Annotated in this window: 23 protein-coding genes; 21 read left to right on the top strand and 2 right to left on the bottom strand. The window is 65.8% G+C overall.

Going from position 1 to position 22,204, the window contains the following annotated elements:
* Window positions 1-56: 56 nt before the first annotated feature.
* The 15 genes from flhA (at window position 57) to IB261_RS20900 (ending at window position 15,207) form a co-directional block, all read left to right on the top strand.
* Window positions 57-2,180: a flagellar biosynthesis protein FlhA gene (flhA, locus tag IB261_RS20970; RefSeq protein ID WP_192381224.1), complete on the top strand. Its 2,124-nt coding sequence runs from the start codon at window positions 57-59 to the stop codon at window positions 2,178-2,180.
* 15 nt (window positions 2,181-2,195) lie between these two features.
* Entirely contained in the window at window positions 2,196-3,506 is a 1,311-nt protein-coding gene (gene flhF, locus IB261_RS20965) for a flagellar biosynthesis GTPase FlhF (RefSeq protein WP_081519298.1), read from the top strand.
* Between the two features lie 163 nt (window positions 3,507-3,669).
* Complete coding sequence (gene fleN, locus IB261_RS20960) at window positions 3,670-4,497, top strand: flagellar synthesis regulator FleN (protein WP_017520297.1); 828 nt, start codon at window positions 3,670-3,672, stop codon at window positions 4,495-4,497.
* Window positions 4,494-5,243, top strand: a complete 750-nt coding sequence (fliA, locus tag IB261_RS20955) for an RNA polymerase sigma factor FliA (protein WP_045212057.1) — start codon at window positions 4,494-4,496, stop codon at window positions 5,241-5,243. The genes fleN and fliA overlap by 4 nt, the downstream gene beginning before the upstream one ends.
* Before the next feature lie 197 nt (window positions 5,244-5,440).
* A complete protein-coding gene (locus IB261_RS20950) occupies window positions 5,441-5,815 on the top strand; it encodes a chemotaxis response regulator CheY (RefSeq protein WP_085988857.1) in 375 nt (124 codons plus the stop codon).
* Between the two features lie 19 nt (window positions 5,816-5,834).
* A complete protein-coding gene (locus tag IB261_RS20945; protein WP_045212054.1) occupies window positions 5,835-6,617 on the top strand; it encodes a protein phosphatase CheZ in 783 nt (260 codons plus the stop codon).
* A gap of 31 nt (window positions 6,618-6,648) precedes the next feature.
* On the top strand, window positions 6,649-8,889 hold the full coding sequence (locus IB261_RS20940) for a chemotaxis protein CheA (protein ID WP_192381225.1): 2,241 nt from the start codon (window positions 6,649-6,651) through the stop codon (window positions 8,887-8,889).
* Between the two features lie 62 nt (window positions 8,890-8,951).
* Complete coding sequence (locus tag IB261_RS20935; RefSeq protein WP_192381226.1) at window positions 8,952-10,070, top strand: protein-glutamate methylesterase/protein-glutamine glutaminase; 1,119 nt, start codon at window positions 8,952-8,954, stop codon at window positions 10,068-10,070.
* Window positions 10,070-10,810, top strand: a complete 741-nt coding sequence (locus IB261_RS20930) for a flagellar motor protein (RefSeq protein WP_138215067.1) — start codon at window positions 10,070-10,072, stop codon at window positions 10,808-10,810. Before IB261_RS20935 ends, IB261_RS20930 begins: the two co-directional genes overlap by 1 nt.
* A gap of 17 nt (window positions 10,811-10,827) precedes the next feature.
* Entirely contained in the window at window positions 10,828-11,709 is an 882-nt protein-coding gene (gene motD / locus IB261_RS20925) for a flagellar motor protein MotD (protein WP_081519496.1), read from the top strand.
* Window positions 11,710-11,759: 50 nt separating this feature from the next.
* Window positions 11,760-12,548 (top strand): ParA family protein, encoded by a 789-nt coding sequence (locus IB261_RS20920; RefSeq protein ID WP_151187830.1) that lies wholly within the window; start codon window positions 11,760-11,762, stop codon window positions 12,546-12,548.
* Window positions 12,549-12,645: 97 nt separating this feature from the next.
* Window positions 12,646-13,596 (top strand): CheW domain-containing protein, encoded by a 951-nt coding sequence (locus IB261_RS20915; RefSeq protein WP_192381227.1) that lies wholly within the window; start codon window positions 12,646-12,648, stop codon window positions 13,594-13,596.
* A gap of 73 nt (window positions 13,597-13,669) precedes the next feature.
* On the top strand, window positions 13,670-14,149 hold the full coding sequence (locus tag IB261_RS20910; RefSeq protein ID WP_015476565.1) for a chemotaxis protein CheW: 480 nt from the start codon (window positions 13,670-13,672) through the stop codon (window positions 14,147-14,149).
* A gap of 49 nt (window positions 14,150-14,198) precedes the next feature.
* Entirely contained in the window at window positions 14,199-14,558 is a 360-nt protein-coding gene (locus IB261_RS20905; RefSeq protein WP_167523289.1) for a DUF2802 domain-containing protein, read from the top strand.
* 151 nt (window positions 14,559-14,709) lie between these two features.
* Window positions 14,710-15,207: a hypothetical protein gene (locus tag IB261_RS20900; protein ID WP_225605916.1), complete on the top strand. Its 498-nt coding sequence runs from the start codon at window positions 14,710-14,712 to the stop codon at window positions 15,205-15,207.
* Window positions 15,208-15,213: 6 nt separating this feature from the next.
* Here IB261_RS20900 and IB261_RS20895 read toward each other — a convergent pair whose 3' ends face one another.
* Both IB261_RS20895 and fliK read right to left on the bottom strand, forming a co-directional pair.
* Window positions 15,214-15,555, bottom strand: coding sequence for an EscU/YscU/HrcU family type III secretion system export apparatus switch protein (locus IB261_RS20895; protein WP_081519305.1), 342 nt, complete (start codon window positions 15,553-15,555; stop codon window positions 15,214-15,216).
* On the bottom strand, window positions 15,552-17,162 hold the full coding sequence (fliK, locus tag IB261_RS20890) for a flagellar hook-length control protein FliK (protein ID WP_192381228.1): 1,611 nt from the start codon (window positions 17,160-17,162) through the stop codon (window positions 15,552-15,554). The genes IB261_RS20895 and fliK overlap by 4 nt, the downstream gene beginning before the upstream one ends.
* Window positions 17,163-17,433: 271 nt before the next feature.
* Here fliK and ccmA point away from each other — a divergent pair, with 271 nt between their 5' ends.
* The 6 genes from ccmA to IB261_RS20860 all read left to right on the top strand — a co-directional run bounded on the left by ccmA (window position 17,434) and on the right by IB261_RS20860 (window position 22,203).
* Window positions 17,434-18,090, top strand: coding sequence for a cytochrome c biogenesis heme-transporting ATPase CcmA (ccmA, locus tag IB261_RS20885; RefSeq protein WP_192224209.1), 657 nt, complete (start codon window positions 17,434-17,436; stop codon window positions 18,088-18,090).
* On the top strand, window positions 18,087-18,758 hold the full coding sequence (gene ccmB / locus IB261_RS20880; protein ID WP_017520311.1) for a heme exporter protein CcmB: 672 nt from the start codon (window positions 18,087-18,089) through the stop codon (window positions 18,756-18,758). The genes ccmA and ccmB overlap by 4 nt, the downstream gene beginning before the upstream one ends.
* Before the next feature lie 65 nt (window positions 18,759-18,823).
* Complete coding sequence (locus IB261_RS20875; RefSeq protein WP_026079188.1) at window positions 18,824-19,570, top strand: heme ABC transporter permease; 747 nt, start codon at window positions 18,824-18,826, stop codon at window positions 19,568-19,570.
* Entirely contained in the window at window positions 19,567-19,746 is a 180-nt protein-coding gene (gene ccmD / locus IB261_RS20870) for a heme exporter protein CcmD (protein ID WP_192381229.1), read from the top strand. Before IB261_RS20875 ends, ccmD begins: the two co-directional genes overlap by 4 nt.
* A complete protein-coding gene (gene ccmE, locus IB261_RS20865; RefSeq protein ID WP_045212029.1) occupies window positions 19,743-20,228 on the top strand; it encodes a cytochrome c maturation protein CcmE in 486 nt (161 codons plus the stop codon). Before ccmD ends, ccmE begins: the two co-directional genes overlap by 4 nt.
* A 1-nt stretch (window position 20,229) precedes the next feature.
* Window positions 20,230-22,203: a heme lyase CcmF/NrfE family subunit gene (locus IB261_RS20860; protein ID WP_081519308.1), complete on the top strand. Its 1,974-nt coding sequence runs from the start codon at window positions 20,230-20,232 to the stop codon at window positions 22,201-22,203.
* Window position 22,204: the final 1 nt, after the last annotated feature.

The raw sequence follows: 22,204 nt of genomic DNA, 5'->3' as shown, positions 1-22,204 counted from the left end.
CGTCAAAAGTTTGATCCGGTGGCCGGCTCGGTCACCAACGCGCAGGGGAAATTCGGGTGGATCGTACGCAACTGATCGGCACTGTTCGCAGCAATCTGGTAGGGCTCAGCCGGGGCAACCTCGGCGTGCCGCTGCTGTTGCTCGCCATGCTGGCGATGATGACCCTGCCCATCCCGCCGTTCCTGCTGGATGTGCTGTTCACCTTCAACATCGCCCTGTCCATCGTGGTCCTGCTGGTCAGCGTGTACGCCCTGCGCCCGCTGGACTTCGCCGTGTTCCCGACCATCCTGCTGGTCGCCACCCTGCTGCGCCTGGCGCTGAACGTCGCGTCCACCCGCGTCGTGCTGCTGCACGGCCATGACGGCCACGCGGCTGCGGGCAAGGTGATCCAGGCCTTCGGCGAGGTGGTGATCGGCGGCAACTACGTCGTCGGTATCGTGGTCTTCGCGATCCTCATGATCATCAACTTCGTGGTGGTCACCAAGGGTGCCGGGCGTATCTCCGAGGTGAGCGCGCGTTTCACCCTCGACGCCATGCCCGGCAAGCAGATGGCCATCGACGCTGACCTCAACGCCGGCCTGATCGAGCAGGCGGAAGCCAAGAAGCGCCGCGCCGAAGTGGCCCAGGAGGCTGACTTCTACGGCTCGATGGACGGTGCCAGCAAGTTCGTCCGCGGTGACGCCGTCGCCGGCCTGCTGATCCTCTTCATCAACCTCATCGGTGGCGTGGCCATCGGCATGATCCAGCACTCGATGAGCTTCGGCGACGCCGGCAAGGTCTACGCCCTGCTGACCATCGGTGACGGCCTGGTGGCGCAGCTGCCTTCGCTGCTGCTGTCCACCGCCGCCGCGATCATGGTGACCCGTGTCTCCAGCTCCGAAGACATGGGCCAGCAGGTCAACCGCCAGATGTTCGCCTCGCCCAAGGCGCTGGCGATCTCTGCCGCCATCCTGATCGCCATGGGCCTGGTCCCCGGCATGCCGCACGTCTCCTTCGTCGGCCTGGGTGGCCTGGCCGCTGCTGGCGCGTACCTGATCTGGCATCGCCAGCGCCAGGCCAGCCAGAAGGCCGAGCAGGAAGCCCAGACCCAGCAGGAACTGCTGCCCGCCCAGCGCGCCGAGCAGACCAAGGAACTGGGCTGGGACGACGTGACCCCGGTGGACATGGTCGGCCTGGAAGTGGGCTACCGCCTGATTCCGCTGGTCGATCGCAACCAGGGCGGCCAACTGCTGGCGCGGATCAAGGGCGTGCGCAAGAAGCTGTCCCAGGACCTGGGCTTCCTGATGCCGTCGGTGCACATCCGCGACAACCTCGACCTGTTGCCCAACGCCTATCGTTTGACGCTCATGGGCGTCAGCGTGGCGGAAGCCGAGATCTACCCGGACCGCGATCTGGCGATCAACCCCGGCCAGGTGTTCGGCACCCTCAACGGCATCGCTGGCAAGGACCCGGCCTTCGGCCTGGAGGCCGTGTGGATCGAGGCCTCGCAGCGTGATCAGGCGCAATCGCTGGGCTACACCGTGGTCGATGCCAGCACCGTGGTCGCCACCCACCTGAACCAGGTGCTGCACAAGCATGCCCACGAGCTGCTGGGCCACGAGGAAGTCCAGCAACTGATGCAGCTGCTGGCCAAGACTTCGCCCAAGCTCGCCGAAGAGCTGGTGCCGGGGATGATTTCCCTGTCGACGCTGCTCAAGGTCCTTCAGGCGCTGCTGCAGGAACAGGTGCCGGTACGTGACATCCGTACTATCGCGGAAGCCATCGCCAACGTCGCGGTGAAGAGTCAAGATCCCGCCGCGATGGTGGCGGCAGTTCGCGTCGCGCTGTCCCGCGCAATCGTGCAAACCATTGTGGGACTAGAGCCGGAGCTGCCTGTGATCACTCTGGAACCCAGGTTGGAACAGATATTGCTTAATAGTCTTCAGAAGGCCGGACAGGGCTCCGAAGAAGGCATGTTGCTGGAACCCGGAATGGCCGAAAAGCTGCAACGCTCGATGGTTGAAGCGGCGCAGCGTCAGGAAATGCTCGGCAAGCCGGCGATTCTGCTGGTGGCAGGTCCCATCCGCGCGATGATGTCGCGATTCGCCCGGATGGCGGTTCCCACCATGAACGTGCTGGCTTACCAGGAAATCCCCGACAACAAACAAGTCACGATCGTTGCCACCGTTGGGCAGAACTGATTGAGGTCCGAGGCCATGCAGGTAAAACGCTTCTTCGCCGCTGATATGCGTCAGGCCATGAAACTGGTCCGTGACGAGCTGGGCCCGGACGCCTCGATCATCGGCAATCGCCGTGTCGCAGGTGGCGTAGAGCTGACCGCGGCGCTGGATTACCAGGCCCCAGTGGCGGCCAGCAAGCCGAACCCGGCGCTGGAAGCCGAGCTGCGCAAGACCCAGGCGAAGATCGCCCAGGCCAAGGCTGACCTGTCGGCTCCGACCCGCGCCAGCGATAGCGTGCGCGGCGACCGTCAAATGTACGGCACCGAGAAGCCGCGTCGCAGCGCCGCCGAAACCCTGGCCGCCGCCATGGATGCACCGGTTGCCCCGGCGCCGGCCGCTGTCGGCCAGCAGGCGCTGGAAGCCATGCGCTTCGAGCTCAACGGCCTGCGCGAACTGATCGAAGTGCAGCTGGGCTCGATTGCCTGGAACCAGCTGCAGAACCAGCGCCCGAAACAGGCCGGCCTGTGGCGTCGCCTGCAGCGCATGGGACTGCCGGCCGACCTGTCGCGCAACCTGCTGGAGCGCGTGGCGTCCATCGCCGATCCGAAGCAGGCCTGGCGCATGCTGCTGGCGCACCTGGCGCGCTCGATCAACACCCCGGAAATCGACCTGCTGGAACAGGGCGGAGTTATCGCCCTGGTCGGCCCGGCCGGCATGGGCAAGACCACTACCCTGGCCAAGCTGGCCGCCCGCTACGTACTGAAGTACGGCGCGCAGAGCATCGCCCTGGTGTCCATGGACAGCTTCCGTATCGGTGCGCAGGAGCAGATCAAGACCCTCGGCCGCATCCTCAATGTGCCGGTGACCCTGGTCGATCCGGGCCAGTCGCTGATCCAGGCCATGGCGCCGCTGGCGCGCAAGCGCCTGGTGCTGATCGATACCGCCGGCCTGCCCGCCAACGATCCGGCGCTGCGCATGCAGCTCGAAGCGCTGTCGTCGCTGAGCCTGAACGTGAAGAACTACCTCGTGCTGGCCGCGACCAGCCAGAGCCAGGTACTCAAGTCCGCCTGGCAGAACTATCGTTCCTGTGGGCTGGCCGGGTGCATCCTGACCAAACTGGACGAAGCGGGAAGCCTCGGCGAAGCTCTGGCTCTGGCTATCAGCCAGCATCTACCGGTAGCCTATCTGGCTGACGGGCCGAAGATCCCGGATGACCTGCATGTGGCACGCGCGCACCAACTGGTCAGCCGCGCGGTGAGCCTGCAGTCGCCCGAAGAGCCCTGCGAAGATGCCATGGCGGACATGTTCGCCGGCCTTTACCAACAGCCGGTGCGTCGCGCCAGCTGAAGATTGTGAGCCCCGGGTGGGGCGTGGGGTGGCCGGTTGAGCCGCCCAAGCGATGCGGATGCTCTGCAAGACGATCCGCGAGCGCCGGAGGCGGTAGAGCACTGCAGCCGGATTAGCCGAAACGCCGAAGCGTGACGGTCGAACGACGAGACAAGGTATTGATATGGGTATGCATCCCGTTCAGGTAATCGCAGTCACCGGCGGCAAGGGTGGCGTGGGCAAGACCAACGTGTCGGTGAATCTGTCGCTGGCGCTGGCCGATCTCGGCCGCCGCGTCATGCTGCTGGATGCCGACCTGGGCCTGGCCAACGTCGACGTGTTGCTGGGCCTGTCGCCCAAGCGCACGCTGGCCGACGTCATCGAAGGCGAATGCGACCTGCGTGACGTGATCCTCCAGGGGCCTGGCGGCATTCGCATCGTCCCGGCGGCCTCGGGCACCCAGAGCATGGTGCACCTCACGCCGATGCAGCACGCCGGCCTGATCCAGGCGTTCAGCGACATCAGCGACAACATCGACGTGCTGGTGGTGGACACCGCCGCCGGCATCGGCGACTCGGTGGTGAGCTTCGTGCGTGCCGCCCAGGAAGTGCTGCTGGTCGTTTGTGATGAACCCACGTCCATCACCGATGCCTACGCTTTGATCAAGCTGCTCAACCGCGACTACGGCATGACCCGTTTCCGCGTGCTGGCGAACATGGCCCACAGCCCTCAGGAGGGCCGCAACCTGTTCGCCAAGCTGACCAAGGTCACCGACCGCTTCCTGGACGTGGCGCTGCAGTACGTCGGCGCCATTCCCTACGACGAGTCGGTGCGCAAGGCCGTGCAGAAGCAGCGTTCGGTGTATGAGGCGTTCCCGCGCAGCAAGGCTTCCCTGGCCTTCCGTGCGGTGGCGCAGAAGGTCGACAGCTGGCCGCTGCCGGCCAACCCACGAGGGCACCTGGAGTTCTTCGTCGAGCGCCTGGTGCAACATCCCACGGGTTCGGCCGTATGACCGCGGCCTCCGGAGCGCGTATGTACAGCAAGGCACAGGCGCACAACTCCCAGGAACTGCTGATCCAGAAACACGCCCCACTGGTGAAGCGCATCGCCTACCACCTGCTCGGCCGCCTGCCGGCCAGCGTGCAGGTGGAGGACCTGATGCAGGCCGGCATGATCGGCCTGCTGGAGGCGGCGAAGAAATACGATCAGGGCAAGGGCGCGAGCTTCGAAACCTACGCCGGCATCCGTATCCGCGGCGCCATGCTCGACGAGGTGCGCAAGGGTGACTGGGCCCCGCGTTCGGTCCACCGCAACACCCGCATGGTCAGCGACGCCATCCGCGCCGTCGAAGCGCGTACCGGACGCGACGCTAAAGATCAGGAGGTTGCTGCCGAACTCAATATGAGCCTCGAAGATTATTACGGCATCCTCAGCGACACCCAGGGCAGCCGTCTGTACAGCTTCGATGACATGTTGCAGGACGGCGACCAGGGCGGCGGCTTTGCCGAAGACGCCTCGCACCACGACAACGAGCCGTCCCACGGGCTGGAAGACGAGCGCTTCCAGGCGGCCCTGGCCGACGCCATCACCAAGTTGCCCGAGCGCGAGCGACTGGTGCTGGCGCTGTACTACGACGAGGAACTCAACCTCAAGGAGATCGGCGAAGTGCTGGGCGTCAGCGAATCCCGCGTCAGCCAGCTGCACAGCCAGTGCGCCGCGCGCCTGCGTTCGCGACTGGCGGAGTGGCGCGCTCGCTGAGCATCGGGTAGTTTCGCGTCGGCTTCTTCTGAGAGGCGGTGCTGAAGGTATTTTCCTTAGGCAAGTTATAGGCTTACGAATTTTTGGGTGACGTTCCTTTGACGCGCCCACAGCAAAGAGCGCACGGCGCTCGATGAATTGACGGCACGCCCGCCAGGGCGCGTTTGGTATCGATGGAGGCAGGTTTGGACAAGAACATGAAAATTCTCATCGTGGACGACTTTTCCACGATGAGGCGCATCATCAAGAACCTCCTGCGGGACCTGGGGTTCACCAACACCGCAGAAGCCGACGACGGCACCACTGCGCTGCCGATGCTGCACAGCGGCAACTTCGACTTCCTCGTTACCGACTGGAACATGCCCGGCATGACCGGCATCGACCTGCTGCGTGCGGTCCGCGCCGACGAGCGTCTGAAGCACCTGCCGGTACTGATGGTCACCGCCGAAGCCAAGCGCGACCAGATCATCGAAGCGGCCCAGGCCGGGGTCAACGGCTATGTGGTCAAGCCTTTCACCGCTCAGGTGCTGAAAGAAAAGATCGAGAAGATTTTCGAGCGGGTCGGCAGCTGAGGCTGACCAAGAGGGCGTCATGGATTTCAACGAATCCGCGGGTGACTTCGAGTCGACCCTGAAAAAACACGCGCGCGAATTGGTCGACTGCCTCGAGCAGGGCGACGTACAGACCGCCGTGCAGCTGATCTCCGAGCTCAATCAGGCGCGTGATCGCGGGCTCTACCAAGAGGTAGGCAAGCTGACCCGCGAACTGCACAACGCCATCGTCAACTTCCAGATCGATCCCAGCTCCCCGCGCGCCCAGGAAGTCTCGCAGATTGCCGACGCCACCGATCGCCTGTCCTACGTGGTGACGATGACCGAGAAAGCGGCCAATCGCACCATGGACCTGGTGGAAGAGTGCACCCCGGTGGTCATGCACATCGAGACCCAGGCCAAGGAGCTGCAGGAAGACTGGTCGCGTTTCATGCGCCGCGAGCTGGGCCCCGAGGCCTTCCGTGACCTGGCCAAGCGTGTCGAGCAGTTCCTCTACATCAGTGCCCAGGACAGCCGCAAACTTTCCGCGCACCTGAACGACATCCTGCTCGCGCAGGACTTCCAGGACCTCACCGGGCAAGTGATCAAGCGCGTCACCAAGCTGGTGACCGAGGTCGAGTCGAACCTGGTGAAGCTGGTCTGGATGGCGGGTCAGGTCGATCGCTACGCCGGCATCGAGCATGACCACGAGAGCATGCGCGACGCGGTGGAAAAAGAAAGATCGTCCAAGGGTGAAGGTCCGCAGATTGCTGCCGATACAAGAAAGGACGTCGTATCCGGTCAGGACGATGTCGATGACCTGTTGTCCAGCCTTGGTTTTTAAGCGTCCGCTGACGCTGTAGAGGGAGCACCGAATGAGCTTCGACGCCGATGACGAAATCCTCCAGGACTTCCTGGTGGAGGCCGGCGAGATTCTCGAGCTACTGTCCGAACAACTGGTCGAGCTGGAAAGCCGCCCGGATGACATGGACCTGCTCAATGCAATCTTCCGTGGGTTCCATACCGTCAAAGGTGGTGCCGGCTTCCTCCAGCTGAATGCGCTGGTGGAGTGCTGCCACATCGCCGAGAACGTGTTCGACATGCTGCGCAAGGGCGAACGCCGCGTGGATGCCGAACTGATGGACGTGATGCTGCAGGCGCTGGATACCGTCAACGTCATGTTCCAGCAGGTGCGTGATGCGGAGGAGCCGACGCCGGCGACTCCCGAGCTGCTGGCCGCGCTGTCGCGCCTGGCCGACCCGAACGCTGCTCCCGCCGAAGTTCCCGCTGCGGCTGTTGCCGAGCCTGTCGTGGAAGCGGCTCCGGCCGCTGCGGCCGCTTATGGCGACATCACCGACGCCGAGTTCGAACAGCTGATGGATGCCCTCGAGCCTGCCGCTGAAGCGCCCGCCGCGCCGGTTGGCAGCGGTGGCGACGACATCACCGACGACGAATTCGAAGCACTGCTCGACCAGTTGCACGGCAAGGGCCAGTTCAGCGCTGCTGCCAAGGAACCCGTCAGTGCGGCTCCGGCACCGGTTGCCGAGGCGCCCGCCGCCGGTGCTGGCGACGAGATCAGCGACGACGAGTTCGAAGCGCTGCTCGACCAGTTGCATGGCAAGGGCCAGTTCACCGGTGCGAAGGAAGAAGCTCCAGCTGCCGTTGAGGCTGTTGCCCAGACCAAGCCTGAGGAAGATCCGGCGGTCGGCGGCGACGACAACATCACCGACGACGAATTCGAGAAGTTGCTCGACGAGCTGCACGGCAAAGGCCAGTTTACCGGCGCGAAGGAAGAGCCGGTCGCGGCTGCGCCATCCAATGCACAGCCCAAAGCGGCTGCTGCGCCTGCGCCCGCACCCAAGTCTGCTGCCGCTCCGGCGCCGGCCGCTGCCGCCAAGCCTGCATCGGCCAAGCCCGCCGCTGCGGCTGCGGAGAAGCCGGCCAACGAAGCGGAAACCACCGTGCGCGTGGACACCGCCCGCCTGGACGAGATCATGAACATGGTCGGCGAACTGGTGCTGGTGCGTAACCGTCTGGTGCGCCTGGGCCTGAACAGCGGCGACGAGGCGATGGCCAAGGCCGTCTCCAACCTCGACGTGGTCACCGCCGACCTGCAGTCGTCGGTCATGAAGACCCGCATGCAGCCGATCAAGAAGGTCTTCGGCCGCTTCCCGCGCCAGGTCCGCGATCTGGCGCGCAACCTGAAGAAAGAGATCAACCTCGAGCTGATCGGCGAAGAGACCGACCTGGACAAGAACCTGGTCGAAGCCCTGGCCGACCCGCTGGTGCACCTGGTGCGCAACGCAGTGGACCACGGCATCGAAGGCCCCGACGAGCGCGAGGCCGCCGGCAAGTCGCGTTCGGGCAAGGTGGTGCTGTCCGCCGAGCAGGAAGGCGACCACATCCTGCTGTCGATCTCCGACGACGGCAAAGGCATGGACCCGGATGTGCTGCGCGCCAAGGCCGTGGAGAAGGGCCTGCTGGACAAGGATGCGGCCGATCGCCTGTCCGAGTCCGACTGCTACAACCTGATCTTCGCGCCGGGCTTCTCGACCAAGACCGAGATATCCGACGTCTCCGGCCGCGGTGTCGGCATGGACGTGGTGAAGACCAAGATTTCCCAGCTCAACGGCATCATCAACATCTACTCGACCAAGGGCCAGGGCTCGAAGATCGTCATCAAGGTCCCGCTGACCCTGGCGATCATGCCGACCCTGATGGTGATGCTGGGCAACCAGGCCTTCGCCTTCCCGCTGGTCAACGTCAACGAGATCTTCCACCTCGACCTGTCGAACACCAACGTGGTCGACGGCCAGGAAGTGGTGATCGTCCGCGACAAGGCCCTGCCGTTGTTCTACCTCAAACGCTGGCTGGTGCCGGGCGCGCAGTATGACGAGCCGGGCGAGGGCCACGTGGTGATCCTCTCCGTGGGCACCCAGCGCATCGGCTTCGTGGTCGACCAGCTGGTGGGCCAGGAAGAAGTAGTGATCAAGCCGCTGGGCAAGATGCTGCAGGGCACGCCGGGCATGGCGGGGGCGACCATTACCGGGGACGGGCGCATCGCGCTGATCCTCGACGTGCCGAGCATGCTCAAGCGCTACGCCCGTCGTATCTGACCGCCATGGGCGAGCCGCAGGGCTCGCCCATGTGATGGAAGAAGTTTTTTTCAGGAGTGTCTATGGCTGTCAAAGTCCTGGTGGTGGACGATTCGGGGTTCTTCCGCCGCCGCGTCTCGGAGATTCTTTCGGCTGACCCGCAGATCCAGGTGGTCGGCACGGCAACCAACGGCCGCGAGGCGATCGATCAGGCGCTGGCGCTCAAGCCCGACGTGATCACCATGGACTACGAGATGCCGCTGATGGATGGCATCACCGCCGTGCGGACCATCATGCAGCGCTGCCCGACGCCGGTCCTGATGTTCTCCTCGCTGACCCACGAGGGCGCGCGGGTGACCCTGGACGCGCTGGACGCCGGCGCTGTCGATTACCTGCCGAAGAATTTCGAGGACATCTCGCGCAACCCGGACAAGGTCCGCCAGTTGCTGTGCGAGAAGGTCCACACCATCGCCAAGAGCAACCGCCGCTTCGCCGCGTACTCTTCCTACTCGTCGAGCCCGGCCGCGCCGGCTTCGGCTCCCGCTGCCGGCACTGCGCGCCCGGCCGCTCCCGTTTCGTCGGGCGCCAGCCACGCGCCGGCCGCTCCGGCTCCGGCGACTTCCGCCGCCCCAAAGCGTAAGCCCTACCGGCTGGTAGCCATCGGCACTTCGACCGGTGGGCCGGTGGCGCTGCAGCGGGTCCTGACCCAGCTGCCTGCCAACTTCCCTGCACCGCTGGTGCTGATCCAGCACATGCCGGCAGCCTTCACCAAGGCCTTCGCCGAGCGCCTGGACAAGCTGTGCAAGATCACCGTCAAGGAAGCCGAGGATGGTGACATCCTGCGTCCCGGCGTGGCCCTGCTGGCTCCCGGCGGCAAGCAGATGATGGTCGACGCCCGTGGCGCGATCCGCATCCTGCCTGGTGACGAGCGCCTGAACTACAAACCCTGCGTCGACGTGACCTTCGGTTCCGCGTCCAAGGCCTACGGCGACAAGGTCCTGGCGGTGGTCCTCACCGGCATGGGCGCCGACGGCCGCGAAGGCGCACGCATGCTCAAGCAGGGCGGCGCCCAGGTGTGGGCGCAGGACGAAGCCAGCTGCGTGATCTACGGCATGCCCATGGCGATCGCCAAGGCGGGCCTGGCCGACGCGGTGTACAGCCTGGACGACATCGGCCGTCACCTGACCGAGGCCTGCGGCTGATGGATGTCCTCAGCCTGGTCGGCCTGATCCTCGCGCTGGTTGCCATCATTGGTGGCAACTTCCTCGAGGGCGGGCACGTCGGTGCCCTGGCCAATGGCCCGGCGGCACTGATCGTGGTGGGCGGCACCCTGGCCGCTGCACTGCTGCAGACCCCGGTCGCGGTGCTCAAGCGCGCCGTGACCATGCTGCGCTGGATGGTCCTGCCGCCCAAGGTGGATCTGGTCGGCGGCATCAACCACGTGGTCGGCTGGAGCATGACGGCGCGCAAGGAAGGCCTGCTGGGCCTGGAGACCGTCGCCGACGCCGAGCGTGACCCCTACGCGCGCAAGGGCCTGCAACTGCTGGTGGACGGCACCGAGCCCGAGGCCATCCGCAGCATCCTCGAAGTCGACCTGTACAACCAGGAAAGCCGCGACCTGGCGGCTGCCAAGGTATTCGAAGCCATGGGCGGCTACTCGCCGACCATCGGCATCATCGGTGCGGTGATGGGCCTGATCCACGTGATGGGCAATCTCGCCGACCCCAGCCAGCTGGGCAACGGCATTGCCGTGGCCTTCGTCGCCACCATCTACGGCGTCGGCCTGGCCAACCTGCTGTTGCTGCCCATCGGCAACAAGCTGAAAAGCATCGTGCTGCGCCAGTCCTGCTACCGCGAAATGCTCATGGAGGGCCTGCTGTCCATCGCCGAGGGTGAGAACCCGCGCTCCATCGAGCTGAAGCTGCAAGGCTTCGTCGGCTGAGGGGGGAGGGGATGCGCATGCCTCGCCGCAGACGTCATGAGGAACACGAGAATCACGAACGCTGGCTGGTGTCCTACGCGGACTTCATCACCCTGCTGTTCGCCTTCTTCGTGGTGATGTACTCGATCTCCTCGATCAACGAGGGCAAGTACAAGATCCTCTCGGAAACCCTGACCGGCGTGTTCAACCAGCCGGACCGCTCGATCCGCCCGATCCCTGTCGGTGAGGAGCGCCCGCGCACCCAGCAGCCGGACCAGTCGCTCAACGAGCCGCAGGACGACGGCCAGGCCCAGGGCAACCCCGATACCCTGCAGCAGATTACCGACAGCGTGCGCCAGGCCTTCGGTGACCTGATCTCCACCGACCAGCTGTCGGTGCGCGGCAACGAGTTCTGGATCGAGATCACCCTAAATTCCAGCCTGCTGTTCCCCAGCGGCGATGCCATTCCCAATGACGCTGCCTTCGAGATCATCGAGAAGGTCGCCAGGATTCTGGCGCCTTACCGCAACCCGGTGCACGTCGAAGGTTTCACCGACAACGTTCCGATCCATAATTCGCAGTACCCGACCAACTGGGAACTGTCCGCGGCCCGCGCCGCCAGCATCGTCCGCATGCTCGCCCAGGATGGCCTCGACGCCGGTCGGCTGGCTGCGGTGGGCTATGGCGAATTCCAGCCAGTGGCGGACAATGCCACGGCGGATGGCCGCGCACGCAACCGCCGGGTGGTGCTGGTGATCTCCCGCAACCTAGAGGTGCGCCGCAGCATCAGCGGGGTGGGCAGTGGCAAGGCGCAGCCGGACCCGGCGTTGCGGCATGCTGGCACGCAATCTGCACCAGTGATTGCCAGCGAGGCGCCCGGCAGTGGCGCCGTCAATTCTTCGTCATCGGCAGGGGACTGAGCGACCATGATGACCCTGATCCGATCCTGTGCATGCGGGGAGCCAGCACTATGAAAGTCTGGGCGGTAGCCAACCAGAAAGGTGGCGTCGGCAAGACCACATCCTCGATCGCATTGGCAGGCCTGCTGGCGGACGCCGGCAAGCGCGTGCTGATCGTCGACCTGGACCCCCATGGCTCGATGACCAGCTACTTCGGTCATGACCCGGACACCCTGGAACACAGCGTGTTCGACCTGTTCCTGCACCAGGGCAACGTGCCTGAGGGACTGCCGGAGTCGCTGCTGCTGCCCACCAGCCACGAGAACATCCGCCTGCTGCCGTCGAGCACCGCGCTGGCCACCCTGGAGCGCCAGTCGCCGGGGCAGAACGGTCTCGGCCTGGTGATCGCCAAGAGCCTGGCGCAGCTGTGGAACGAGTTCGACTACGCGATCATCGACAGCCCGCCGCTGCTGGGCGTCCTGATGGTGAACGCCATGGCGGCCAGCCAGCACCTGGTGATCCCGGTGCAGACCGAGTTCCTCGCCCTCAAGGGCCTGGAGCGCATGGTCAACACGCTGAAGATGGTCAATCGCTCACGCAAGCAGGCGCTGCCGTTCACCATCGTGCCGACCCTGTTCGACCGCCGTACCCAGGCGTCGCTGGGCACCCTGCGGGTGCTGCGCGATACCTACCCGGATACCCTCTGGCAGGCGTTCATCCCGGTGGATACCAAGCTGCGCGACGCCAGCCGCCTGGGCACGGTGCCCTCGCGCAACGACGGCAACAGCCGTGGCGTGATCGCCTACCGCGCGCTGCTCAAGCATCTGCTGGCCCATGTGCCGGCGAGCCAGGTAGCCTGAAGATGGCAGGCCTGAACAAAAGAATCCGACGGATGCGCTCAAGAGCGGCGCGTCCGCTGCCGATAGGCTGGACAGTCACCTTGCGCGGTTATCCATCATGAGTCGTTCCGCTACCGCCACTCGCCCCCAGCTCGCGCTGCAGTCCTACCTGGACGCGCTGCTGCAGGAGGCCACTTTCGAAGACTTCGCCGCGGAACCAGTGGCGCAGCCTGTTGTTGCCCCCGTGGTTCCGGCTCCGGTCGCCCTGGTGGTCAGCGAGCCGGTCGCGCCGCTGGTCGCCGAACCCCAGGCTGCGGTGCTGCAGGCGCCGGAAACCAGCGTCAGCCTCGATGAGTTCGAAGCGGCCGTGCTCGAAGAGCAGGTCCGTGATGCCCGCCTGAGCGTGGCCACCCGCGCGCCAGTTGCCCAGGCTACCGTGGCTGAGCTGCGCCTGCCCGAGCCCGTAGCACCGGTCATCGAAGCGCCCGTTGCCGACGCTCCCGCCGCGGATGAACCGCCGGCGCAACTGGCCCAGGTCATCGACCTGCACCAGCCCGGCAGCGCCGAGATGCCCGCCGCGCCGCTGAAGCTGCTCGACGACGGCCGCCCGGTGTGGGCCGCCGAGCCGTTCGAGTGCCTGCTGTTCGACGTCGCCGGGCTGACCCTGGCGGTGCCGCTGGTTTGCCTGGGCTCCATTTATCCACTGGCGGGGCACGACCTGACCCCGCTGTTCGGCCAGCCCGACTGGTTCCTCGGCATCCTGCCGGGCCAGAACGGCAACCTGAAGGTACTCGACACTGCACGCTGGGTGATGCCCGAGCGCTACCGCGATGACTACCGCGAGGGGCTGCAGTACGTGATTTCCGTGCAGGGCTACGAGTGGGGGCTGGCCGTGCATCAGGTCAGCCGCTCGGTGCGCCTGGACCCGTCCGAGGTGAAGTGGCGCAGCCAGCGCCAGCAACGCCCGTGGCTGGCTGGCACGGTGATCGACCAGATGTGCGCGCTGCTCGACGTCTCGGCCCTGGCCGAGCTGATCGCCAGTGGCGCGGCCAAGCGCCTGCAGCCCTGAGGCTGTGCGCAAGCGGATTTGAAAGACAACCTCCACGCCGCAGGCGGCGTGGAACCAGAAGAGGCGAGGGGATATGAAGAAAACGTCAGCGCAAGGTGCCGAAGATCCGATTCTGCAGTGGGTCACCTTCCGCCTGGACAACGAGACCTACGGCATCAACGTGATGCAGGTCCAGGAAGTGCTGCGCTACACCGAGATCGCGCCGGTCCCGGGTGCCCCGAGCTACGTGCTGGGCATCATCAACCTGCGCGGCAACGTGGTCACCGTGATCGACACCCGCCAGCGCTTCGGCCTGGACCCGGCGCCGGTCTCGGACAACACCCGCATCGTCATCATCGAAGCCGACAAGCAGGTAGTGGGCATCCTGGTCGACAGCGTCGCCGAGGTCGTCTACCTGCGCCAGTCCGAGATCGAGACTGCGCCGAACGTCGGTAACGAGGAATCGGCCAAGTTCATCCAGGGCGTCTGCAACAAGAACGGCGAGCTGCTGATCCTGGTAGAGCTGGACAAGATGATGACCGAGGAAGAGTGGTCGGAGCTGGAGAGCATCTGAGGTGCTGATCGCTCTGGTGGTGCTCGGTATCGCCTGCGCGGGCCTGGCGATGGCCTGCGTCTGGCTCTCCGGCCGACAGCGTGCCCAGGAAGCCCAGGCGGTGCAGCTGGCCAAGCAGCTGGCGGTGTTCGAGCAGCGCCTGAAGGAACAGGGCAAGCGCATCGAGTCGTACCAGCAGATCAATATCCGCATGGGCGAGGAGCTGCGCGAGCTGAACAAGCAGGTCGCGCCGCTGCCCGAGCGCCTGGTGCGCATCGAGCAGCGCGACCCCACCAGCCTCTCCTTCAGCCAGGCGGCACGTCTGGTTGGCATGGGCGCCAGCCCCGAAGACCTGACCCAGAGCTGCGGCCTGTCCCAGGCCGAAGCCGAACTGGTCGCCCGCCTGCATCAGGGCAAGGCGCGGGACTGAGCCCGCGCCGCCGCCTTTTTCGAGCCCCAGCCGCCTGTCGGGATTCCTGGCTTGTAGGAGTTTCACTACAGGCAATTAGGACTCGTCTGATAAGAATCGCGGCAATACGTCGCTAAATTGGCCTCGTCAAAATTTTTCCGAGGCCATCGATATGGCGACCATTTCCCGTCGGGCCATGGTGCTGTGCTCGCACCCCGGCCGGCTACTGAACTACAGCGTGCTGCTCAATCGCCTGGAGTTCTACCACCTGAGCCTCTGCCTGAACCTGGATGAAGTGCGCAAGGCGCTTTCGGGCCGCCAGCGCTACAGCCTGTTCATCCACGACGATTTCCGCCCCGGCCCCAACGAACTGATGAGCCTGAAGGCGCTGAGCCAGAGCAACACCTTCCGCCAGTTCCTGCTGGTGGGGAACTACAGCGCGGAGGAGCGGCGCGGTCTGATGCAGTGGGCCTGGACCAACCGTGTGCCGCTGCTGGATGTGCTGGACAAGCCGCTTTCCCTGGCGCAGTTGCGCGAGGTGACCAGCAGCATGGTGCTCTACCACAGCGAGGACGAGCAGCCGATCCGCAAGTCGGTGCGCGAGTTCAGTGACTTCGCCCCGGCCGGCGACCTCCCTCCTGCCCGCAGCGGCTGCGAGTGCCGCGGCTGAGCAGGCTCACCGGCGACGAGAGTCCGGCCCTTCCAGCAACAGCGGCATCGCGTCCGGCGGCGCCCCTGGCTTATCGTTAAGCGGGCTCTTGCCCTTGAGGTACCAGGCGAAGGCGATGATCTCGGCGATAGTGCGGTAGAGCGCCTCGGGAATCGCATCGCCCAGCTCCAGGCGCGCCAGCAAACGCACCAGCTCGCCGTTCTCGTAGATCGGCACCTCGTGGTGGCGGGCGATGGCGAGGATGGTCTCCGCCAGTTCATCGTCGCCCTTGGCGGTGAGCGTCGGTGCGCTCTGCCCGTCATAGTTGAGGGCAATGGCCTGGCGCGGCGCTTTCCTGGATTTCTTCATGCAGTCTCGTCCACCCAGCGTTGTTCCACCGCCGTGCGCGCGCCCTGGGGCGGCTTGCCCTGGCGGCAACTCAGCTCGCCCACACTGAGACCGGCGTCGTTCAGGCGCTGGCGCAGGGTGCCCAGTTCGCCATCGATCAGGCTGGCGGTGGCGGCGCGCTCGGCCCACAGCTGGGTGCCGATGCTGCCGTGGGCCAGGGTGGCCTGGACCTGCAGCGGGCCGAGGCTGTCCAGGTCGAAGGCCAGATCGACGCGCCAGAGCATTTCCCGCGGCTGCTGCTCGCGCTCGCTCGCCGGGCTGTCTTTTTCTTCCTGCTGGATACGCACCTGGATCGGCACCATCTGCTGTTGATGGCGCAGGGGAATCTCCAGCTGCCAGGTGTTCAATACCGTGCCGTCGGGCAGCACATCGCTCTGCGCCAGGCTGCCCAGCTGGTGGGTCTGCAGGCGGGAAACGGCAGCGGCGGCCAGTTTGAGCAGCGACTCGAGGTCGCCTTCTTCTTCCAGTTCATTGGCCAGCCGGCTGGGGAGCGGGAAGCTGACCGGTGGCGGTGTGCGTCCACTGGTCTGGCCGATCACGCCCAGCGCATTGCGGACGAACGCCGGCATGGCCTGTGCCAGATTGTTGGCACCGGCCAGGGCACTGCCCGGCAGGTTGCCGAGCACCGCGGCCGCCGTACCGCCCTGGACGGTTGGCAGTATCTGGGCAATCAGCCGCAGCAGGTTGGCCTTGAGGTCCTGGGGCAAACCCTCTACGCCGCGCAGCAGCTGTCCTTCGAGGAACGCGCCGCTCTGCTGGAAGGCCTGGGCGACGCCCTTGGCATCACTGAGCTGGCGGATGTCCGGCAGGGCGCCGAGCAGCTTGTCCACCGACTGGCGCAGCTCCGGGCTCATGTCCGGATTGCTGCCGGCACCCTGCAGCGCCTTGAACAGGTTATCCAGCGGTCCCTGGCGGTTCTGCTGGGCGCCGAGCTGCAGGCTCAGGTCGAGCTGGTCCAGGCGGGCGTTCATCGGCAGGAACTGCAGGGCCTGCTGGTCCTGCACGCGGGCGCTGAGCAGGCTGTTGAGGGGGAGCGGGTTGGGCGATTCGATGCTCAGCTGGCGCCCGGCCAGCGGCGTGTTGAGCAACGTCACCAACACCTTGTAGACCATCTGCTCGGCCTTGCCGAGGGCGATCAGCTGGCTGGCGTCCACCTTGCCCTGGATCAGCGTGCCCACCGGCAGCACGTCGAGATCGAGACTGCCCAGTGGCGCCTGGCTGGCGCCACTCATGCCGAGGGTGCTGAGGCTCGGTTGCGTCAGCAGGGTGGCGGCGAGGCTGGTCTGGTTCAGCGTCGACAGCTGCAGGGTGCTGCCCTTGGGCAGCGCCTGAGGGCTCTCCGCCACCACCAACGCCTGCTGCCCGCTGGCCATGGTCAGGCGCAGCAGCAGCTGAAAATTCACCTGTCCGTCGCGCACTGCCAGTACTTCTGCGTGGGCCTTGTCTCCCGGCGGCAGCAGATCGCCGAGACTCTGCGCGAGCTTGAGCGTCAGCTCGGCCGCGCTTTGCGTGCTGCGCAGCGGCGGGGTAGGCGGTAGCGGACGGGAAGCGCCAATTTCACTCGGCATCGGGGACCTGCAGGCGGCGTGACGGGGTTGCGCCCAGTGTATCGGCGGCCATTGCGCGCACTTTAGACCGTCCGGCGGCAGGAGGGCAGGGCGGTGGTTGCGCATGGACGCAGCTCAAGGTGCGCTGATTTGACGTTACACCCTGTCGAAAAACCTGACGTCGGGTGTAGGAACCGCTGTGTATAATGCGCCGCCCGAGGCCGTGCTTGGCGGCCCGCGTGGTATGGCCGCGTTTTTGCACTACTGACTGTTTTCTGCCCGACGGTTGCCGATGCCCTTGACCCATCCCCTCCTCGAAACCGTGGCGCTCGCCTGCGAGCGGGACTGGCGCATGCTGTTCGAGCGTCTCGATCTGCGACTCGGCGCGGGCGAAATGCTACAGATCGTCGGCCCCAACGGTAGCGGCAAGACCAGCCTGCTGCGCCTGCTCAGCGGGTTGATGCAGCCTACCGCCGGTGATGTGCTGCTCAACGGCAAGCCACTCACCGAACAACGCCATGAACTGGCCCGTCAGCTGCTGTGGATCGGCCACGCGGCTGGCATCAAGGGCCTGCTCACCGCCGAAGAGAACCTCGCCTGGCTATGTGCCCTGCACCAGCCGGCCAACCGCGATGCCATCTGGCAGGCGCTGGAAGCGGTCGGCCTGCGCGGCTTCGAGGACGTTCCCTGCCATACCCTGTCCGCCGGCCAGCAGCGTCGCGTGGCCCTGGCGCGCCTGTATCTGGACGCGCCGCCGCTGTGGATCCTCGACGAACCCTTCACCGCCCTGGACAAGCAGGGCGTGGCGCAGCTGGAAGAACACCTGGCCGGCCATTGCGAGCGCGGTGGACTGGTTGTGCTGACCACCCACCACAGCCTGGAGCGCATGCCGCAAGGCTACCGCGCCCTCGATCTGGGCCAGCACGCACGGGAGGTCGCGGCGCGATGAGCAACGTCTTCACCCTGTTGCTCGCCCGCGAAGCGCGCCTGCTGTTCCGTCGTCCGGCGGAGCTGGCTAATCCTTTGGTGTTCTTCGCCATCGTCATCGCGCTGTTCCCGCTGGCGGTCGGCCCCGAATCGGAAATGCTCAAGAACCTCTCGCCGGGGCTGGTCTGGGTCGCGGCATTGCTGGCGGTGCTGCTGTCGCTGGACGGCCTGTTCCGCAGCGATTTCGAAGATGGTTCTTTGGAACAGTGGGTCCTTTCGCCGCACCCCCTGCCACTACTGGTCCTGGCCAAAGTGCTGGCACACTGGCTGGTTTCAGGGCTGGCCCTGGTGCTGCTGTCGCCGCTGTTCGCCCTGATGCTGGGCCTGCCGGCGCGCTGCCTGCCGGACCTGCTGCTGTCGCTGCTGCTGGGGACACCGATCCTGAGCCTGCTGGGCGCCGTGGGCGCGGCGCTCACCGTCGGTCTCAAGCGCGGTGGCCTGCTGCTGGCCCTGCTGATCCTGCCGCTTTACATTCCGGTGCTGATCCTGGGCAGCGGAGCGCTGCAGGCGTCGCTGCAGGGGCTGCCCACCGCCGGGCACCTGCTGTGGCTGGCCAGCCTGACGGCGTTAGCATTGACGCTGACGCCCTTTGCCATCGCCGCCGGGCTGAAGATCAGCGTCGGCGAGTGAACGAACGATCGCCGGGCTGGGAAGCGGCACCGGCGGCAGACTAGAGCTTTGAATTACAGAGCCTGATGATGAACTGGACTTGGTTTCACAAGCTTGGCTCGCCCAAGTGGTTCTACGAGATCAGCGGACGCTGGATGCCCTGGTTCGCGGTCGCCGCGATCCTGCTGATGGTTGCCGGCACCGTCTGGGGCCTGGCCTTCGCGCCGCCGGATTACCAGCAGGGCAACAGCTTCCGCATCATCTATATCCACGTGCCGGCGGCGTTCCTCGCCCAGTCCTGCTACGTGATGCTGGCCGTGGCCGGCGCGGTCGGGCTGATCTGGAAGATGAAGATCGCCGACGTCGCCGTGCAGTGCGCCGCGCCCATCGGCGCCTGGATGACCTTCGTCGCGCTGGTCACCGGCGCCATCTGGGGCAAGCCGACCTGGGGCGCCTGGTGGGTCTGGGACGCGCGCCTGACCTCGATGCTGATCCTGCTGTTCCTCTATTTCGGCATCATCGCCCTTGGCCAGGCCATCACCAATCGCGACAGCGCGGCCAAGGCCTGCGCGGTGCTGGCCATCGTCGGTGTGGTGAACATCCCGATCATCAAGTACTCGGTGGACTGGTGGAACACCCTGCACCAGCCGGCCACCTTCACCCTGACCGAGAAGCCGCCGATGCCGCCGGAGATGTGGATTCCGCTGCTGATGATGGTCGCCGGTTTCTACTGCTTCTTCGCCGTGGTGCTGATGATGCGCATGCGCCTGGAAGTGCTCAAGCGCGAAGCCCGCGCGAGCTGGGTCAAGGCTGTGGTGGAGCGCGCTCTATGAGTTCTTTCGAGTCCTTCTCCGACTTTATCGCCATGGGACACCATGGCCCTTACGTGTGGTCCGCCTACGCCATCTGCCTGGTGGTCCTGGCGATCAACGTCGTCTCGCCGATCGTGGCGCGCCGGCGTTACCTGCAAGAAGAGGCGCGTCGTCTGCGCCGGGAGGCCAGCAAGTGAATCCGGTCCGCAAGAAGCGTCTGTACATCGTCCTCGCCATCGTTGCCGGTGTCGGCGTCGCCGTCAGCCTGGCGCTGTCGGCCCTGCAGGAAAACATCAACCTGTTCTACACCCCGACCCAGATCGCCAACGGCGAAGCTCCGCACGACACGCGCATCCGCGCCGGCGGCATGGTGGAGAAGGGCTCGCTCAAACGTTCGGCGGATTCGCTGGACGTGGAGTTCGTGGTCACCGACTTCGCCAAGGAAGTGACGGTGAAATACCGCGGCATCCTCCCGGACCTGTTCCGCGAAGGGCAGGGCATCGTCGCCCTGGGCAAGATCAACGAAGCCGGCGTGCTGACCGCCGATGAAGTGCTGGCCAAGCACGACGAGAAGTACATGCCGCCGGAAGTCACCAAGGCGCTCAAGGACAGCGGCAAGCTGGAGCACTACGAAGCCAGCCAGAGCGGCAACGCCGCGCCGCAACAGGGGAGCAACTGACATGGTTCCCGAACTCGGTCACCTCTCGCTGATCCTCGCGCTGTGCATGGCGCTGGTGATGTCGTTCTTCCCGCTGGTCGGTGCCTGGCGCGGCGATCGCCAGTGGATGAGTCTGGCGCGCCCGGCAGCCTGGGGGCAGTTCGCCTTCCTGCTGTTCTCCTTCGGCTGCCTGACCTGGGCCTTCCTCCACGATGATTTCTCGGTGGCCTACGTCGCCAGCAACTCCAACAGCGCGCTGCCCTGGTTCTACAAGTTCAGCGCCGTGTGGGGCGCCCACGAAGGCTCGCTGCTGCTCTGGGCGCTGATCCTCGGCGGCTGGACCTTCGCCGTGTCGGTGTTCTCCCGCCAGCTGCCGGAAGTGATGCTGGCCCGCGTGCTGGCCGTGATGGGCATGATCAGCACCGGCTTCCTTCTGTTCCTGATCATCACCTCCAACCCCTTCAGCCGCCTGCTGCCGCAGGTGCCGGCCGACGGCAACGACCTCAACCCGCTGCTGCAGGACCCGGGCCTGATCTTCCACCCGCCGATGCTCTACATGGGCTACGTGGGCTTCTCGGTGGCCTTCGCCTTTGCCATCGCCGCACTGCTCGGCGGCCGTCTCGACGCCGCCTGGGCGCGCTGGTCGCGGCCGTGGACCCTGGTGGCCTGGACCTTCCTCGGCGTCGGCATCGTGCTCGGCTCCTGGTGGGCCTACTACGAACTGGGCTGGGGCGGCTGGTGGTTCTGGGACCCGGTGGAAAACGCATCCTTCATGCCCTGGCTGGTGGGCACCGCGCTGATCCACTCGCTGGCGGTGACCGAGAAGCGCGGTGTGTTCAAGAGCTGGACCGTGCTGCTGGCGATCGCGGCCTTCTCGCTGAGCCTGCTGGGCACCTTCCTGGTCCGCTCCGGCGTGCTGACTTCGGTGCACGCCTTTGCCTCGGACCCAGAGCGCGGCGTGTTCATCCTGGCTTTCCTGCTGGTGGTGGTCGGCGGCTCACTGACGCTGTTCGCCCTGCGCGCGCCGGTGGTCAAGAGCCAGGTCGGCTTCGCCCTGTGGTCCCGCGAAACCCTGCTGCTGCTGAACAACCTGATCCTGGTGGTTACCGCCTCGATGATCCTGCTGGGCACCCTCTACCCGCTGGTGCTCGACGCCATCAGTGGCGCCAAGCTGTCGGTCGGCCCGCCGTACTTCAACGCGCTGTTCGTGCCGCTGATCGCCATCCTCATGCTGGCCCTGGCGGTCGGCGTACTGGTGCGCTGGAAGGACACCCCAACCCGCTGGCTGCGCAACATGCTTACTCCGGTGCTGATCGGCACCGTGGTGCTCGGCGGTGTCGGCAGCTTCCTGTATGGCGAGCTGCACTGGGAAGTACTGACCGTGTTCATGCTGGCCGCCTGGGTCGTACTGGCCGGTCTGCGCGACTTCTTCGACAAGGTCCGTCACAAGGGCGTGATCGCCGGTGCCGCGGGCCTGAACCGCAGCTACTGGGGCATGCAGCTGGCGCACTTCGGTATCGCCATCTGCGCCATCGGTGTGGTGCTCACCAGCCAGTTCAGTGCCCAGCGCGACCTGCGCATGGCGCCGGGTGAGTCGGTGGAGCTGGCCGGTTACCAGTTCCGCTTCGAGGGCACCCATCACTTCGAAGGGCCGAACTTCACCTCCGACAAGGGCACCATCCGCGTGACCCGCAAGGGCTCTGAAGTAGCCGTGCTGCACCCGGAGAAGCGCCTGTACAGTGTGCAGAACTCGATGATGACCGAGGCCGGCATCCACGGCAGCCTGACCCGCGACCTCTACGTCGCCCTGGGTGAGCCGCTGGACAACGGCGCCTGGGCCGTGCGTGTGCACATCAAACCCTTCGTGCGCTTCATCTGGCTCGGCGGCCTGCTGATGGCCCTGGGCGGCGTGCTGGCGGCGCTGGACCGTCGCTACCGCCTGAAAGTGAAAACGCGTGTACGCGAGGCCCTGGGCCTCGCCGGACAGGGAGCCTGAG

It is taken from the genome of Pseudomonas sp. PDM20, assembly GCF_014852575.3.
GTDB lineage: Bacteria > Pseudomonadota > Gammaproteobacteria > Pseudomonadales > Pseudomonadaceae > Pseudomonas.
The sequence above is the reverse complement of the archived record's forward strand: the minus strand, read 5'-3'. Positions and strand labels throughout refer to the sequence as shown.